The following is a 16177-nucleotide window of genomic DNA, read 5'->3' as shown; positions in this document are numbered from 1 at the left end:
TTTGTCTCATTACCGGTTGAACACAAAAAATGTTAAAATATCTGAATACAATCAGCTAAATATTTTGGAATGGCCTCGTATGTAGCTTTCCAGTCAGCAGGAGCAATTCTGATGGATTTCATGAGTTTTTAACTTAGCTTTTCTAAATGCAGCTACGTTTCTTGTTTCTTTTGTCATCATGACTTTTTTAAACCCTCATTTTCAACGACTTTTTCACGAACAGCCGATTGAATTACCAAAAAATGCGGAGTATAGCGGCATTTTATTCACTCTTTCTTTATCTTTTTTAGGTTATATCATTGTCAAGAACATGAAACGAAGTGTATGAGGATTTAAATAGCGAAAGGATGAGGAACGATCATCAAAATCATCGTTCCCCATCCTTTTTTAACCATATTACTTATTAAAGATCTTAGGGCCTTTTCTCATGTTTTTACGATCATTTTTAGGTGTTTCCATTTGTTTGGATCGGCCTCCACCTTGTTTCTTTTTGATCAATTCTTTCATTTTTTCTTTTTGGTCCATTTTTATTCTCCTTTAACGAATGAAGCGACTAATTCGATATGATGGGTTTGTGGGAAAAGATCTACAGGCTGAACTTTCTTCACGGCATAACCTGCTTCTGCAAATAACTTAGCATCTCTTGCAAAAGTTGCCGGATTGCATGAGATATAGACGATTCGTTCTGGTGACATTTCGATTGCTGATTCAATAAAATGATGATCTAATCCTTTTCGTGGAGGGTCAACTACGATCACAGATGGTTTGATCCCTTTTTCTTGCCATTTTTTCATGACTTTTTCTGCTTTTCCGACTTCATAATGAACATTTTCGATTTTATTATTTAAAGCATTGAACTGTGCATCTTCAATTGCTTCTGGAATAACTTCCATCCCATACACCTTATCCACTCTGTCTGCTAAAGACAAGCCAATCGTACCTATTCCTGAATAAGCGTCGATCACAATGTCTTTTTTATCTAACTCGGCAAACTCGATGGCTGTTTGGTACAGATACTCTGCTTGTTGAGTATTTACTTGATAAAATGACTTTGCTGAGATTCGATAGGTTTTTCCTAATAGCTGATCTTCGATATAATCTCTGCCATATAAAACTTTTTCTTTGTCTCCTAAAATCACATTTGTTTTTTCTTCATTGATATTTTGGATGACCGAAACCACTTCTGGCAATTCTTCATGAATGGCTTCAGCAATTTCCTTGGATTTAAAGAATTTTTCTTTACGAGTAACTAAAACGACCATCATTTCATGGGAATAATGACCACGACGGATAATGATGTGACGAAGCTGTCCTTCATTTTTTTCTTCATTATATCCTCGTACTTGGAACCGTTGCAAGATATCTCTGACTACTTTGATTGCTTGATCGATGACAGGATCTTGGATATAAAAATCTTCGATAGGGACTAGATCATGGCTATTCTTTTTGTAAAAACCGGTGGCTAACTGTCCATCGATACGGCGAACAGGGATCTGTGCTTTATTACGGTAGCCGAATGGTTCTTCCATTCCGACCGTTGGAAGTACAGGAACTTCTGGCATCTTAGCAATCTTCGCCATTACATGCTCTACTTGTTTTTGTTTGAAAACAAGCTGTTGTTCATACTTCAAATGTGCTAAAGGTGCGATACCTGTGCGAAGTAATGCATTGTTTTCTACAGGCTGACGATCAGGAGATTGTGTAATAAATGTTTCGACTTTCCCATATCCAAACTTGTTGCCTGCTTTCACTACTAGTATTTCTACTTCTTCTCCAGGGAGTGCATTTTCGATAAATAATGGATAACCATCGATTTTTGCTACCCCCATTCCTTCATAACTCAAGTCGACGATTTCGACTGTATATCGTTCGTTTTTCTTTACTAATTGCTGTTCTGTCATATTTTGCTCCTTTAAGCCTATTTTTCAATCCTACTGAACTCTACTATAAATCAGTTAATTACACAACTAAAACCGGCACTGACCTTACTACGTTCAGCACCGGCTTTTGATTAATTCTTTTGATTAGGTGTTTCGTCTGCTATTTTTCCGTCACCGTCGATATCTTCATCCGTTAAACGTTCGACTTCTTTTACAAATTCTTTGCTAACAACCTCTAATTCTTCTTCATCTGTGCCTGTGATTGCTTCATCAGGAATCTGATCGGTATTGGCAAAGAACTCAATGTGTTGATGAAGATTTTGGAAATGCATCGGTGCTTCCCCGCCATATTCACCATCTAAGTTGATCATTACTGGTCGATTGATATCATCTTCTGTTTCGACGAACAAACTGCTTGTTTTGGTATAGATTACTCTTGGATCATCGACATGTCGACCGCCATTCAGCATGAGCGCCGCAATATGCAAAATCTCAAAGATATTTGCTGTCTTCACGATGATCAAAGAAAACTTGCCATCATCCAATTTGGCATCTGGCGCAATCTGTTCGAATCCTCCAACAGAGTTCGTCAGCCCTAGGAAAAACATCGAAGCATTTCCGATATATTCCCCTTCATCATACTTCAAGCGCATTTTGATGGGCTTTACTCGAGGCAGCATCTCTGCTCCTTTTGCAAGGTAGGCAAGATAACCAAAAATACTCTTTAGTTCTGATGGAACTTCATAAGTCAATTCTGTCAAATAGCCGCCTGCAGCGATATTGATGAAGTAACTGCTATCAGAAAGACCGATGTCCATTTTTACGGTTTGGTGTTTTTTTATTACTTCTGCTGCTGCTTTAATATTATCTCTAGGAATTTTTAATGCTCGAGCATAGTCGTTCGTCGTACCGGCTGGGATAATGGCCATTTTAGGACGGTGTTCAAGCGGAGCGATCCCATTGACCACTTCGTTGATCGTTCCGTCGCCCCCAGCTGCCACTACTAGATCAAAACCTAGTTCTGCAACTCTGCGTGCTTCATTCTTGGCTGAATCAGGTTCTGGTGTAGTGGCATAGGCGCTGGCTTCAAATCCTGCTTCTTCTAATGCCTGTAGGATATCCGCCAAATTTTTTTTCAATAATTCTTTTCCCGAGGTAGGATTATAAATTACGCGTGCTTTTTTCATTTTCAGCCTCTAGCGTTTCGCTAATTCATCTTTAAGCAGCTTGTTCACGACACCAGGATTTGCTTGCCCTTTAGTTGCTTTCATGATTTGACCGACTAGGAAGCCAACCGCACGATCTTTTCCATTTTTGAAATCATCGACAGATTGTTGATTGTTATCCAAGATTTCATTAATGATTGGAAGAAGTTTGCTAGGATCAGATAATTGTACCCAACCATTTTTCTCAACAACTTCTTGCGCTTCTCCGCCATTTGTGATTAATTCACGGAAGACTTTTTTGGCGATTTTTGAGCTGATCGTTCCATCAGCGATCAAACGAATCATTCCTGCTAAGTTCTCAGGTGTCAATTTTGTCTCAGCTAATTCCAGTTTCTCACTGTTCAAGTAAGCAGAAACTTCACCCATCAACCAGTTAGATGCTTGCTTGGCATCTGCACCATTTTCCAAAACAGCTTCAAAGAAATCAGACATTTCTTTTGTAAGTGTCAATACCATCGCGTCATACTCCGGAAGACCAAATTCACGGATATAGCGTTCGCGACGAGAAGCTGGCATCTCAGGTAAACTAGCTTTTACTTTTTGAATCCATTCGTCATCGATCACGAATTTCGGAATATCAGGCTCTGGGAAGTAACGATAATCACTAGAACCCTCTTTCACACGCATCAAAACTGTTTTATTCGTTGTTTCGTCAAAACGGCGTGTTTCTTGTTGGATTTCTCCTCCTGAAAGAAGAACTTTTGCTTGACGTTTTTCTTCAAAAGCTAAACCTTTTTTCACGAAAGATAAAGAGTTCAAGTTTTTCAATTCTGCTTTCGTACCGAATTCTTCTTGTCCATAAGGGCGGAGAGAAATATTCGCATCACAACGCATAGACCCTTCTTCCATTTTCACATCGCTGACTTCTGTAAATTGGATGATTGAACGTAATGCTTCTAGATAAGCGTATGCTTCTTCTGGTGAACGCATATCAGCTTCAGAGACGATTTCGATCAAAGGCGTGCCTTGTCGGTTCAAATCAACGTAAGAATAGCCGCCGATACCATGCATGTTTTTCCCAGCATCTTCTTCTAAATGGACCCGTTCGATCCGGATTTTTTTCTTCTTGCCTTCTACTTCGATTTCGATCCATCCGTCATGACCGATTGGTTGATCAAATTGGGAAATTTGATAGGCTTTCGGATTATCTGGGTAAAAGTAATTTTTCCGGTCAAAATGAGTATCTTTAGAGATTTCGCAGTTTAATGCCAAAGCTGCTTTCATCCCGAATTCCAGCGCAGCTTTGTTCATTACTGGCAGCACGCCTGGATAACCCCAGTCGATCACGTTTGTATTGCTGTTTGGTTCTGCACCAAAATGAGCTGGCGCTGGAGAGAAAATTTTTGAGTTGGTTTTCAACTCGACGTGGACTTCTAGCCCAATGACTGTTTCAAAATTCATTCGTCTTTCCCTCCTAAAATAGCTGGTTGTTGTGTGTGGAATTCTGTTGCTTGTTCAAACGCATATGCCGCTTGATACATCGTTTTTTCATCAAAATAATTACCGATGATCTGCAATCCAACTGGTAATCCTTCTGACAATCCTGCCGGTACAGACATACCTGGAAGTCCAGCCAAGTTGACAGGGATCGTTAAGATGTCACTCATGTACATCGTGATTGGATCGTTGATGTTCTCACCGATTCCGAATGCCACTGTTGGTGAAGATGGTCCGATGATCAAGTCATAATCTGCAAAGACTTTTTCAAAATCTCGTTTGATCAATGTACGGACTTGTCCTGCTTTTTTGAAGTAAGCGTCATAATAACCCGCACTTAATGAGAATGTACCTAACATGATACGGCGTTTTACTTCTTCACCGAATCCTTCTGAACGTGAGTTGACATATACATCATCCAATGATTTCACGTTTTCAGAGCGATAACCATAGCGGATACCATCGAAACGTTGCAAGTTGGAACTTGCTTCTGATGAGGCAATGATATAATAAACAGCCACACCGTATTTTGAATGAGGTAAGCTGACTTCTTCCACAACAGCACCTAATGAACGGAATGTTTCTGCTGCTTTCAATACAGCTTCTTTTACGCCAGGGGCCACACCTTCTCCTAAGTATTCTTTAGGTAAAGCAATCTTCATTCCTTTGATGTCACCGGTCAGTCCCTCTGCAAAGTCAGGAACTGAAACGCCTGAAGAAGTACCGTCTTTTTCGTCATAACCACTGATAGCTGTCAATGCTAATGCGTTATCTTTCACCGTACGGGTCATTGGTCCGATTTGGTCAAGAGATGAAGCAAAGGCAATCAAGCCAAAACGTGAGACACGGCCATAAGTAGGTTTCATTCCTACAATGCCGTTGAAAGCTGCTGGTTGGCGGATACTTCCCCCCGTATCACTACCTAAGGAAACTGGGATTTGTCCAGCTGCTACTGCTGCTGCAGAACCACCGGAAGAGCCACCAGGTACTTTTGTTTGGTCCCAAGCATTTTTTGTTTTCTTGAAATAAGAAGTTTCTGTACTTCCGCCCATAGCAAATTCATCCATGTTTAGTTTACCAACAGGGATCATATCTGCTTGATAGATTTTATCCATGACCGTTGCATCATAAATTGGTTCAAAATTGTAAAGAATCTTAGATGCAGCGGTTGTCAAGATATCTTTTGTTACGATATTATCCTTGATCCCAATCGGAATTCCAGCAAGGATGTTGCTTTCATCAATCCCTTTTTCATCTAAAGCTTTTGCCTGTTCCAATGCTTTTTCTTCATTCAATGTGATGAATGCTTCGATCTCAGGCTCTGTTTCTTTGATTCGTTCAAATGTTGCTTTTGTCAAATCTTGTACAGTGATTTCTTTCGATACAAGCATATGATGCAGTTCTTCTAGAGAACGATTGTGTAATTTTGTCATTATGCGCCAGCCTCCCCATTATCGATGATTGCGGGTACTTTGATAAAGCCGTCTTCTGTTTCCGGCACATTTTTCAATAATTCATCACGGTTCCATCCAGCTTGCGCCCGATCTTGTCGCATCACGTTTACTGTTTCGACAACATTCGACGTAAATGGAACACCTTCCGTATCTACTTCTTCCAGCATTTCCACCATATCGATGATTTTACCTAATTGGTCGGTAAAACTTGCAAGTTCTTCATCTGCGAACGCAAGTTTTGCTAATTTGGCAACGTGTTTCACTTGTTCTTCACTAATCGCCATACTACCCCTTCTTTCTAAACGAGTTAAAAACTTTGCTCTCTATTTTAACATAAGAGTGCCCTGTCTGAAATTATTTATTGAAATTTGTCTGAAAAAACTCAATATTTATTCTTTTGCTGAGTGGCTTTTAGCCAATGCTTCTGCCATTTGATCTTCTGTCCAAACTTCGATTCCTAATTCTTGTGCTTTGGTTAGCTTGCTGCCAGCATCTTCTCCTGCTACCACGATATCTGTTTTTTTCGATACGCTACCAGTCACTTTCCCGCCAAGATTTTCAATCGTCTCTTTTGCTTCTTCACGAGTCAATCGTGTTAGTTTACCAGTAAGGACCACTGTTTTTTCTTTAAAAGGCGACTCGACTTCTTGCAATTGGGTACTTCGAAGCCCTTTGTATTCGAAATTGACGCCTGCTTGTTTTAATTCATTCATCAATTCATGGACTTCTTCGTTACTAAAATAAGTGACTACACTGTCGGCAATGATATCACCGATCGTATCAAGCGCAATGATCGACTCATAGTCGCTTCTACTCAATGTCTCTAGATCACCAAAATGTTCTGCTAAAATTTTTGCTGCTTTCGCTCCGACATGTCGGATTCCTAACCCGAAAATCAACCGCTCGACCGAATTATCTTTGCTGTTGTCAATTGCTGTCAAAATATTATTTGCTGATTTTTCTTTTATTTTGTCCAACGTCAATAACTCTTCTTCTGTCAATTTATAAAGATCAGCAACATCTGCGACTAGTTTTTTGTCATACATCTGTTCAAGCACACGTGGACCCAACCCGTCGATATTCATCGCATTTCTTGAGACAAAGTGGTTCAAGCCTTCTTTCATTTGAGCAGGGCATTTAGGATTGATGCACCGTAACGCTACTTCTTCATCCAAATGGACAAGTTCACTTCCACAAACTGGGCAATGTGTAGGTAATTGGTATTCTTCGCTGTCTTTAGGTCGTTTATCCAACACGACTTGCGAAACTTCTGGAATGATATCTCCCGCTTTATAAATCAGAACTGTATCTTTCAAGCGGATATCCTTCAACTTGATATAATCCCCATTATGCAGACTGGCACGGCTTACTGTCGTTCCTGCTACTCGGACCGGCGTCATGATAGCCGTTGGCGTCACTACCCCCGTTCGTCCGACTGTCCATTCGATGTTTTCAATCAGTGTTTCAACTTCTTCTGGTGGAAACTTATAAGCTGTTGCCCATCGTGGTGCTTTGACAGTAAAGCCAAGTTGATCTTGCAGCGAGAACTCATTCACTTTGATGACGATCCCATCAATCTCATAGGGCAAATCTACACGTTTATCATGATATTCCTCAATGTATGCCCATACTTCATCAATCGAATGACATAGACGTTTTTCCCGATTCGTGTGGAATCCTATTTTTTCTAGCTCTTCTAGTGCATCATACTGTGTTTTTGCTTCCATAGGACCGAAATCAGCTACTGTGTATAAAAAAGTATCCAGATTTCTTTTCGCTGTGATTTTAGAATCTAACTGACGCAAGGAACCGGCTGCGGCATTCCGAGGATTCGCGAAGATATCTTTTCCCTCTGCTTCTCTGTCTTGATTCAATTGAACAAATGAACGTTTTGGCATGAAACATTCGCCTCTTACTTCGATGTTCATCGGTTCTTTTAATTTGATTGGGACCGATCGGACAGTCTTTAGGTTTTCAGTGATGTTTTCTCCTACAGTCCCATCCCCACGAGTCGCTCCTCTAACGAAATTTCCATCTTCATAACGCAAAGAGACAGAAAGACCATCTATTTTTAGTTCGCAGCAATAGTCGACTACACGTCCCACTGCTTTTTGTACACGTTGATCAAAAGCTATCAGCTCTTCTTTGCTGAAAACGTCGTTCAAACTGTAAAGCGGAATATCATGAGTGACTTTTTCAAAACCTTCTAATACTTTTCCGCCTACTCGTTGAGTGGGAGAATCAGACGTGATCAAATCAGGATATTGTTCTTCGATTGCTACTAATTCTGCGTATTCTTTATCATAAACATAATCTTCCACTGTTGGTTTATCTTCTACGTAGTATTCGCGAGACCATTGGTTCAATCTTGTACGAAGTTCTTCTGCTCGTTTAGCAGCTTCGTCAATCGTCATTTCATGTTCCATCATTTACCCTCCACTACTAAGCTTTTTCAATTGGCGCAAAGGCAGCCAAAAGACGTTTTACTCCTTGACTTGGGAAAGCCACATCTAGTTCTAGATCCTTCGACGTCCCACTTACTCGGACGACTGTTCCTAGTCCCCATTTTTTGTGTTTGACTTTATCTCCAGGTTTCCAGCTGTTCTTTTCCCCTCCAGTGGCACTTTTAGAGGAAACAACCGCTGTCTCTGGCTGTTTATAGCTATATGCTGTTTTTTTAGCGAATACAGGTGTTTTTTTAGGCGTAGGACGCATGCCCTCGATCTCTAGCAATTCTTGATCGATTTCTTCTACAAAACGAGAAGGGCGGTTATATTGCGTCCGTCCATATAATGTTCTGGAGAAAGCATTGGTTAAATACAACGCTTCTTCTGCTCGCGTGATCCCCACATAAGCGAGGCGACGTTCTTCTTCCAGTTCGCTTTCTTCCATCAATGCTCGAGATAAAGGAAAAACACCTTCTTCTAGACCAATCAGGAATACAACTGGGAATTCTAATCCTTTGGCTGCATGCAACGTCATCAATGTCACTTGCGAAGCGTCTTCTTCTAAATTGTCAATGTCAGAAACAAGTGCCAGATCATTCAAGAAGACCGTTAGTTTTTCTTCTGGTACATCAGCATCTTCTTCGTTTTGCTGTTCGAATTGCTTATCGAATTCTTGTGTGACCGTTAAAAATTCCTCCAAGTTTTCGATGCGCGCTTGTGCTTCTAATGTATTTTGGATTTTTAAATCTTCCAGGTATCCGCTACGATCCAAAACCTCTTTCGTCAATTCTGTCACTGTCAAGTATGGGATCATCTGCGTGACTTCTTGGATCATCTCTCCAAATGAACCTAATTGCTGGCCTGCTTTTCCACCGATATTTGCCAGTTCCACATTTTGGGCTGCTTCAAGTAGTGGCCATTCATGGAGAGAAGCAAAACTGCGTAGTTTTTCGATAGATCCTGGTCCGATGCCTCGTTTGGGCGAATTAACGATACGCTCAAAACTGATTGAGTCTTGAGGATTTGCCAGCACATTTAAATACGCTAAAATATCTTTGATTTCTTTACGATCGTAGAATTTGTGCCCTCCGACCATTTTATAAGGAATATTTGCTTTCAACAAGGTTTCTTCCATCACACGAGATTGGGCGTTCGTCCGGTACAAAATAGCAAAGTCGCCGTAATTCCGATGATTGCTTCGAATCTCTTCTTGCATCCGGTCTACGATAAAGCGGGTTTCGTCTCGTTCATTATCTGCACGATAATAAGTGATCTTGTTTCCTTCTTTGTTTTCTGTCCACAAGTTTTTTGGTTTTCGATTGCTATTGTTTTCAATGACTTGGTTTGCCGCGCTAAGAATGTTTTTTGTGGAGCGATAGTTTTGTTCCAGCAAAATCACTGCAGCATCTGGATAATCTTTTTCAAAATCCAAGATGTTCTGCATATCTGCACCGCGCCAGCCGTAGATACTTTGATCTGCATCTCCCACTACGCATAGATTTCTAAATCTACCTGCCAATAAATTGACCAACGTATACTGTGCGTGGTTTGTATCTTGATACTCATCTACATGAATATAATGGAATTTGTTTTGATAATATGTGAGTGAATCAGGATGTTCTTCAAATAACCGGATCGTATTCATGATCAGGTCGTCAAAGTCCATACATTGATTGTATTGAAGCTCTTTTTGATAAGCAGCGTAACATTTTGCCGCAATCTCTTCGTAATAACTGCCTTGCATTTTTGCAAAATCCTGAGGGGTCTGCAAGCTATTTTTTGCTTGGGAGATTGTTCCTAATATGCTGCGAGGATCATATTTTTTCGGGTCAATGTTCAGTTCTTTCAGTATCCGTTTCATCAAGGTCAGCTGTTCAGAAGAGTCGATGATCGTAAAGTTCCGGTTATACCCGATAAAATCAACATCTCTTCTTAAAATACGCACACACATTGAGTGAAAAGTCGATACCCAGACATCTTCGCCTCCAGATGCGAGAATCGCATTGACACGTTCTTTCATTTCTTTTGCAGCTTTATTGGTAAAAGTAATCGCTAGGATGTTCCAAGGATTGACTTCTTTTTCCTCAATCAAATAAGCAATGCGATGCGTCAACACTCTCGTCTTTCCACTTCCCGCACCTGCCATCAGCAATAATGGTCCGTCAGTGTGAAGAACAGCTTCTTTCTGACGGGGGTTCATCCCGTTTAATAATTCAGCTTTGGATGACATTAACAACATCCTTTCTTTTATCAATCTTGTTAATTATAGCATTTTCTTGGCTTTCATTAAACTAGCTAATTCAAAATCATTTGTTTCTTTTTATGGATTTCTCCTTGTCAATTCGTTGATTTCGCGCTAAATTAAAAGAAAGCGAGGCGTTTGAATGGAAAAAAAAGGAAAAATCAAGAAATTAGATAAAACTCAGATATATTTTATTCTAAAAGGAATATTCGTTGGACTACTGACAGGAATCGTGGTTAGCCTGTTTCGTTTATCGATCGAAAAGTTAGGCGATTTTGTTCGAAGTATCTATGAAATAAGTCGGGAACAGCCGATTTACTTAGTTGGCATGGCCATTTGCTGCATCCTTGCAGCATTTTTTGTGGGTTATCTGGTCAAAAATGAACCGGATATCAAAGGAAGCGGGATTCCACAAGTAGAAGGACAGCTTCGAGGGGAATTATCAATGAACTGGTTCTCTGTTTTATGGAAAAAGTTCATTGGTGGTGTACTTTCAGTTGGCGCAGGACTTTTTCTAGGTCGAGAAGGCCCTTCTATACAGCTTGGCGCAGCTATCGGACAAGGAGCTGGACAATTGTTTCGGAGTCCATCTTCAGAAGAAAAGATTTTGATTTCTAGCGGAGCAAGTAGCGGACTTGCAGCAGCATTCAATGCTCCTATCGCAGGATTACTCTTTGTTTTAGAAGAAATCCATCACTCCTTCTCTCCTCTTGTTTGGCTGACATCTTTTGCTTCGGCCATCACGGCTAACTTTGTCTCTCTTTATTTTTTTGGCTTAAGACCAGTTTTATATCTAGGCGATCTTCCTTCTTTGCCGTTGAAATATTATGGTTCTTTGGTGGTATTAGGCGTACTTCTAGGCGTCTTAGGTTTTATTTATCAAAAGGTCCTGCTGGCATTGCCAAAATTTTACAACCGATTGCCTTTACCAGCTTATTTTCATGGATTCGTTCCTTTCTTGCTGATTTTGCCGATTGGTTATTTATGGCCTAGTACGCTAGGCGGAGGCAATCAAATCGTTTTAGCTTTTGGACATGCTTCATTGCCAATCATTATGATTATCGGTTTGTTTGTTCTTCGATTCGTTTTTTCCATGATTTCTTATGGTGGTGGTCTTCCAGGAGGGATTTTCCTTCCGATATTGACATTGGGTGCTTTAATCGGTAGCTTTTATGGAAACATCATGGTTGATTTCGGGATGGATCCAATCTACATCAAGGATTTCGTCGTGATTGCCATGGCTGGTTATTTCACAGCAATTGGGAAAGCACCGCTGACAGCAATTATTTTAGTGACAGAAATGGTTGGCTCTCTCAATCATCTGATGCCTTTAGGGTTGGCTGCTCTTGTTGCTTATATCGTCAATGATCTTCTTGGAGGGAATCCGATCTACGAATCATTGTTGGAACGTTTACTTGGAAATAATCAGACCGCCGCTCTTAAAGGTGCAAGGACAACTTTTGATTTTCCAGTAACGGCAGAGAGTTCTTTAGACGGATTAATGGTACGGGACTTCAATTGGCCTAAAAATATGCTGCTAATCTCTATACGCAGAGGAAATCAGGAAATCTTGACTCACGGTGATACGATCATGAATGTAGGAGATATTTTGGTTATCTTGACTGATGAAGCAAACTTGCCAAGAATCAAGCAAGAAATCGAGGCTAAATCTTCTATCACAAATTTGAAGCAATCATTTTAACGAACCGAGAAGAACTATTTTATGGCACAACACCTATTCATCTATACTACTTTGACTCTACAAAAAAAGAAGAGGCTGGATTTCCCCAGTCTCTTCTTTTTTATTTCTATGCTTCTGCTACCGCAGGAGCTTTTCTCAATAAACCATAAATCACACCAGAGACGACTGCTCCGATAGCAATAAACACCAAATACATGATTGGGTGACTCAGTAAGAATACAACAAAAATTCCGCCATGAGGAGCCAGTAATTTGATTCCGAAAGCACCGACTAATCCGCCAGTTAAAGCTGAACCAATAATAAAACTTGGAATGGCACGAATCGGGTCAGCTGCTGCAAATGGAATCGATCCTTCCGTGACAAACGAAAGTCCCATCACGATGTTCGTCAAACCAGCATCTTGATCTGTTTTGCTGAATTTATTTTTGAACAAACGTGTAGCAACGAAAATCGCCAATGGTGGGACCATTCCTCCAGCCATAACAGAAGCCATCACAACACTTCCGCCAGTGGCAACAGTCGTAGCTAAAGTTGCTGTACCAAATACATAAGCGGCTTTGTTGATTGGACCGCCTAAATCTGCCGCCATCATTCCAGCTAATAATGCACCAAGTAAAGCAGCATTCGAACCACTCATACTTGTCAAGAAACCGTTCAATGCATCATTGATTGCTTTCATAGGGACATTGACCAGCAACATCAAGAAACCAGTAATCAGTAAGCCAAACACTGGATAAAAGAGGATCGTTTTGATTCCATCCAATGATTTTGGTAAGTTCTTGAATAATTTACGTAAAAATACGATGACATAACCAGCCAAGAATCCACCAATCAGTGCGCCTAAGAATCCTGCGCCACCTGTATTAGCTAATGCACCAGCAGCAAATCCAACAATCAAACCAGGGCGGTCGCCGATACTTGAAGCAATAAATCCAGCTAATACCGGTAACATGAACCCAAATGCAGCTTGTCCGATTTGGTTGAACCAGCTAGCAGCTTGATTGTAGTTCCCCAGATTCGATAACTGGTCATGCGGCACGCCAATAAATTGGTCAATCATGAAAGAAAGAGCAATAGCGATTCCTCCACCAATAACGAATGGTAACATGTGTGATACGCCATTCATCAAATCTTTATAGATTCTTTGTCCGACAGTACCATCCGCGTTTCCTTCTTCTGAACTATTTTCTTTTCCGTCACCATGGAATACTGGTGCAGTACCACTAAGGGCTAGATTGATCAACTCTTCTGGTTTACGGATACCATCACTGACTGGACGATTGATCAATTCTTTTCCGTCAAAACGGTTCATCTCTACTTTTTTGTCTGCTGCAACGATCACGCCTTCTGCACGAGCGATGTCTTCAGCAGTCAATCGGTTTTTGATTCCTTCTGAACCGTTCGTTTCGACTTTGATCTCCACTCCCATTTCTTTCGCTTTTTTCTTCAAAGCATCTTCTGCCATGTAAGTATGAGCGATTCCTGTTGGACAAGCTGTAACGGCAACAACGAATTTTCTTTCTGGATGAGCAGAAGCTTCTGCAGCTTGTGTTTCTTGTTCTGCTTTTTCTTCTGCTTCTTTTTGCTCTTCAGCTGTTTGGAACAAGTCTTGGACTTCTTCTGGTGTATTTGCTTCTTTTAATTTTCCTACGAAATCTGCATCAATCAGCAATCGAGATAGTGCTGCTAATGCTTGCAAGTGTGTGTCGTTCGCGCCTTCTGGTGCTGCGATCATGAAAAACAGATAAGTCGGCTGTCCGTCTAATGCTTCATAATCTACTCCTTTTTGGCTTTTTGCAAATAAAACTGTTGCTTCTTTGACTGCACTATTTTTCGCGTGAGGCATGGCGATTCCGTCACCAAGACCTGTAGAGGTTTGTGCTTCACGAGCTAGAATTCCTTCTTTATATGTGTCGATATCGGAAATCCGGCCGGCATCAAACATTTTTTGGACCATTTCATTGATCGCGCCTTTTTTATCAGTCGCTTGCAAATCCATGATCATTGCTTCTTTGACCATTAAATCCTTGATATTCATGATTATCCTCCTTGAAACTAATCAATTTTTGTGATTTCAACTTCTGGCAATAACTCATCAATCAGTTCGCGAGCTGCCAAGTCATCAGAAAAAGCCGTTGCGCTTCCACAAGCAACTCCCCATTTAAAGGCTTCGATCGGATCTTTTGTCCGACTGTAAGCACCAATAAAACCGGCGATCATTGAATCCCCTGCACCTACTGAATTTTTCAATGGGCGAACCAATACATTCGTTTTATAAGTTCCTTGTTCTGTAAAGAGCAAAGCGCCGTCTCCAGCCATTGAGATCAGCACATTCTGTGCCCCTTCAGCTAGTAATTTTTTCCCATACGGAATGATTTCTTCTACAGATTGGAAGATTGTATTGTAAAGCTCAGCTAATTCGTGATTGTTTGGTTTGATCAACAACGGTTTCTTAACAAGTGCATTTTTTAGATCATCACCTGTTGTATCGATTACGAAATCTGCACCTTTTTCTCGAATGATATCAATCAGTTCTTGATAAAATCCTTTTCGTAGGCTGGCTGGCGCGCTTCCTGACAATACGACGATGTCTCCTTGTTCTACTGTCCCTAGTGCTTGCTTCAATTCATTGATTTCTTCGTCTGTAATAGCTGGACCTAAACCGTTAATTTCAGTTTCAGTATCTGATTTTAGTTTGATATTGATTCTTGTATCTTCTTGCACGTGTGTGAACAAAGATTTGATTTGTTCTTTTTCAAGCCACTTCGAAATAAATTCGCCAGTGAATCCTCCTAAAAAACCTAGTGCTGTAGATTGAGAATCGATCCGTTTCAAAATACGGGAAACATTGATCCCTTTTCCTCCAGGCAATTTGAAGTCTTCTTTCATCCGGTTCAAATCACCTAGTTTTAACCCATCTACGCGTACAATATAATCAATTGATGGATTAAGCGTTACTGTGTAAATCATTGTATTGCCTCCTTAATTGTTGTCTTTTCACGGAATTCATTGATGAATTCTAATGGACAACGCTCGGTTATGATCGTGGCTGCTTCCAAAGGTGCAACAGAGGTGAAAGACAACTGGTTGAATTTAGTATGATCAATCAATACAAATGTCTCTTCAGAATTTTTCATGGCTAAACGTTTAACAGCTGCTTCTTCTGGATCCGGAGTCGTGAATCCTTGCTCGATATGCGCACCGTTCATTCCCATAAACGCTTTATTGAAATGAAAATGTTTTAGTTGTTCTATCGCATTAGATCCTAAAACAGCATTGGTTGACAGCTTGATCGTTCCACCTAAAATGATCGTAGCAAGCTCCAAATCGACTAAATTTGCCGCATGTTGAACGGAATTTGTCACCACTGTGATTTGTTTTCCTTGTAAAAAAGGAATCATTTCTAAAGTAGTCGAGCCAGCGTCTAAATAGATAACATCTTCGTCATTAATGGTTTCAGCTGCCAATTTGGCGATCTGCTGTTTTTCATGAACGTTTTTGAGTGATTTTTCACTCATATTCTGCTCAAAATTCAATAATTGCTCTTTCTTAGCGCCGCCATGGACTCTTTCTAGAAACCCACCATTCTCCAACTCTTGTAAATCACGCCTTATCGTTGATTCTGAAGCATTCAAAAGGTTTACAAGGTCTTGTGATTTCACGATTTTCTGCTGTTCAAGCAAGTCTAGGATTTTTTGTCTGCGTTCCTCTGTAAGCATTTTCACGATCACCTCAATACAAATAATAGCATATTTTTTTTAGACTCGCAATACAAATCAGTCAAAAAAA

General features: G+C 40.4%; 12 protein-coding genes. 1 reads left to right on the top strand and 11 read right to left on the bottom strand.

All coding sequences use genetic code 11. The features are described 5' to 3' along the window. Positions 1-396: 396 nt before the first annotated feature. From ESP02_RS10935 to pcrA, 8 genes are all read right to left on the bottom strand, one after another. Positions 397-525: a 30S ribosomal protein S9 gene (locus ESP02_RS10935; protein ID WP_002295229.1), complete on the bottom strand. Its 129-nt coding sequence runs from the start codon at positions 523-525 to the stop codon at positions 397-399. 2 nt (positions 526-527) lie between these two features. After that, on the bottom strand, positions 528-1901 hold the full coding sequence (gene rlmD, locus ESP02_RS10930) for a 23S rRNA (uracil(1939)-C(5))-methyltransferase RlmD (protein WP_002400266.1): 1374 nt from the start codon (positions 1899-1901) through the stop codon (positions 528-530). Between the two features lie 110 nt (positions 1902-2011). After that, the gene (locus ESP02_RS10925) at positions 2012-3067 is read right to left on the bottom strand and encodes a diacylglycerol kinase (RefSeq protein ID WP_002292050.1); all 1056 of its coding nucleotides are present in this window, start codon (positions 3065-3067) and stop codon (positions 2012-2014) included. 9 nt (positions 3068-3076) lie between these two features. Then, positions 3077-4507, bottom strand: coding sequence for an Asp-tRNA(Asn)/Glu-tRNA(Gln) amidotransferase subunit GatB (gene gatB, locus ESP02_RS10920; RefSeq protein WP_002297526.1), 1431 nt, complete (start codon positions 4505-4507; stop codon positions 3077-3079). Then, entirely contained in the window at positions 4504-5976 is a 1473-nt protein-coding gene (gene gatA / locus ESP02_RS10915; RefSeq protein ID WP_002297528.1) for an Asp-tRNA(Asn)/Glu-tRNA(Gln) amidotransferase subunit GatA, read from the bottom strand. The genes gatB and gatA overlap by 4 nt, the downstream gene beginning before the upstream one ends. After that, positions 5976-6281, bottom strand: a complete 306-nt coding sequence (gatC, locus tag ESP02_RS10910) for an Asp-tRNA(Asn)/Glu-tRNA(Gln) amidotransferase subunit GatC (RefSeq protein ID WP_002288477.1) — start codon at positions 6279-6281, stop codon at positions 5976-5978. Before gatC ends, gatA begins: the two co-directional genes overlap by 1 nt. Positions 6282-6386: 105 nt before the next feature. Then, positions 6387-8423 (bottom strand): NAD-dependent DNA ligase LigA, encoded by a 2037-nt coding sequence (gene ligA, locus ESP02_RS10905; RefSeq protein ID WP_002306506.1) that lies wholly within the window; start codon positions 8421-8423, stop codon positions 6387-6389. A gap of 16 nt (positions 8424-8439) precedes the next feature. After that, positions 8440-10674, bottom strand: a complete 2235-nt coding sequence (gene pcrA, locus ESP02_RS10900; protein ID WP_025478317.1) for a DNA helicase PcrA — start codon at positions 10672-10674, stop codon at positions 8440-8442. 154 nt (positions 10675-10828) lie between these two features. Between pcrA and ESP02_RS10895 the strand changes: the two genes are divergently transcribed. Next, a complete protein-coding gene (locus ESP02_RS10895) occupies positions 10829-12388 on the top strand; it encodes a ClC family H(+)/Cl(-) exchange transporter (RefSeq protein ID WP_002400269.1) in 1560 nt (519 codons plus the stop codon). A gap of 106 nt (positions 12389-12494) precedes the next feature. On the opposite strand, the gene ESP02_RS10890 is transcribed toward ESP02_RS10895, so the two are convergent. Genes ESP02_RS10890 through ESP02_RS10880 form a run of 3 tightly spaced genes read right to left on the bottom strand, consistent with a single transcriptional unit; the run spans position 12495 to position 16107 of the window. Continuing rightward, positions 12495-14426 (bottom strand): fructose-specific PTS transporter subunit EIIC, encoded by a 1932-nt coding sequence (locus tag ESP02_RS10890; protein WP_002400270.1) that lies wholly within the window; start codon positions 14424-14426, stop codon positions 12495-12497. A 17-nt stretch (positions 14427-14443) separates the two neighbouring features. Next, positions 14444-15358, bottom strand: a complete 915-nt coding sequence (gene pfkB / locus ESP02_RS10885) for a 1-phosphofructokinase (RefSeq protein WP_002400272.1) — start codon at positions 15356-15358, stop codon at positions 14444-14446. Beyond that, the gene (locus tag ESP02_RS10880; protein ID WP_002400273.1) at positions 15355-16107 is read right to left on the bottom strand and encodes a DeoR/GlpR family DNA-binding transcription regulator; all 753 of its coding nucleotides are present in this window, start codon (positions 16105-16107) and stop codon (positions 15355-15357) included. The genes pfkB and ESP02_RS10880 overlap by 4 nt, the downstream gene beginning before the upstream one ends. Positions 16108-16177: the final 70 nt, after the last annotated feature.

It is taken from the genome of Enterococcus sp. NBRC 3427 (assembly GCF_007996925.1).
In the GTDB taxonomy this organism is placed as follows: Bacteria; Bacillota; Bacilli; order Lactobacillales; family Enterococcaceae; genus Enterococcus_B; species Enterococcus_B lactis.
This window is presented reverse-complemented; position numbering and strand designations above follow the sequence as displayed.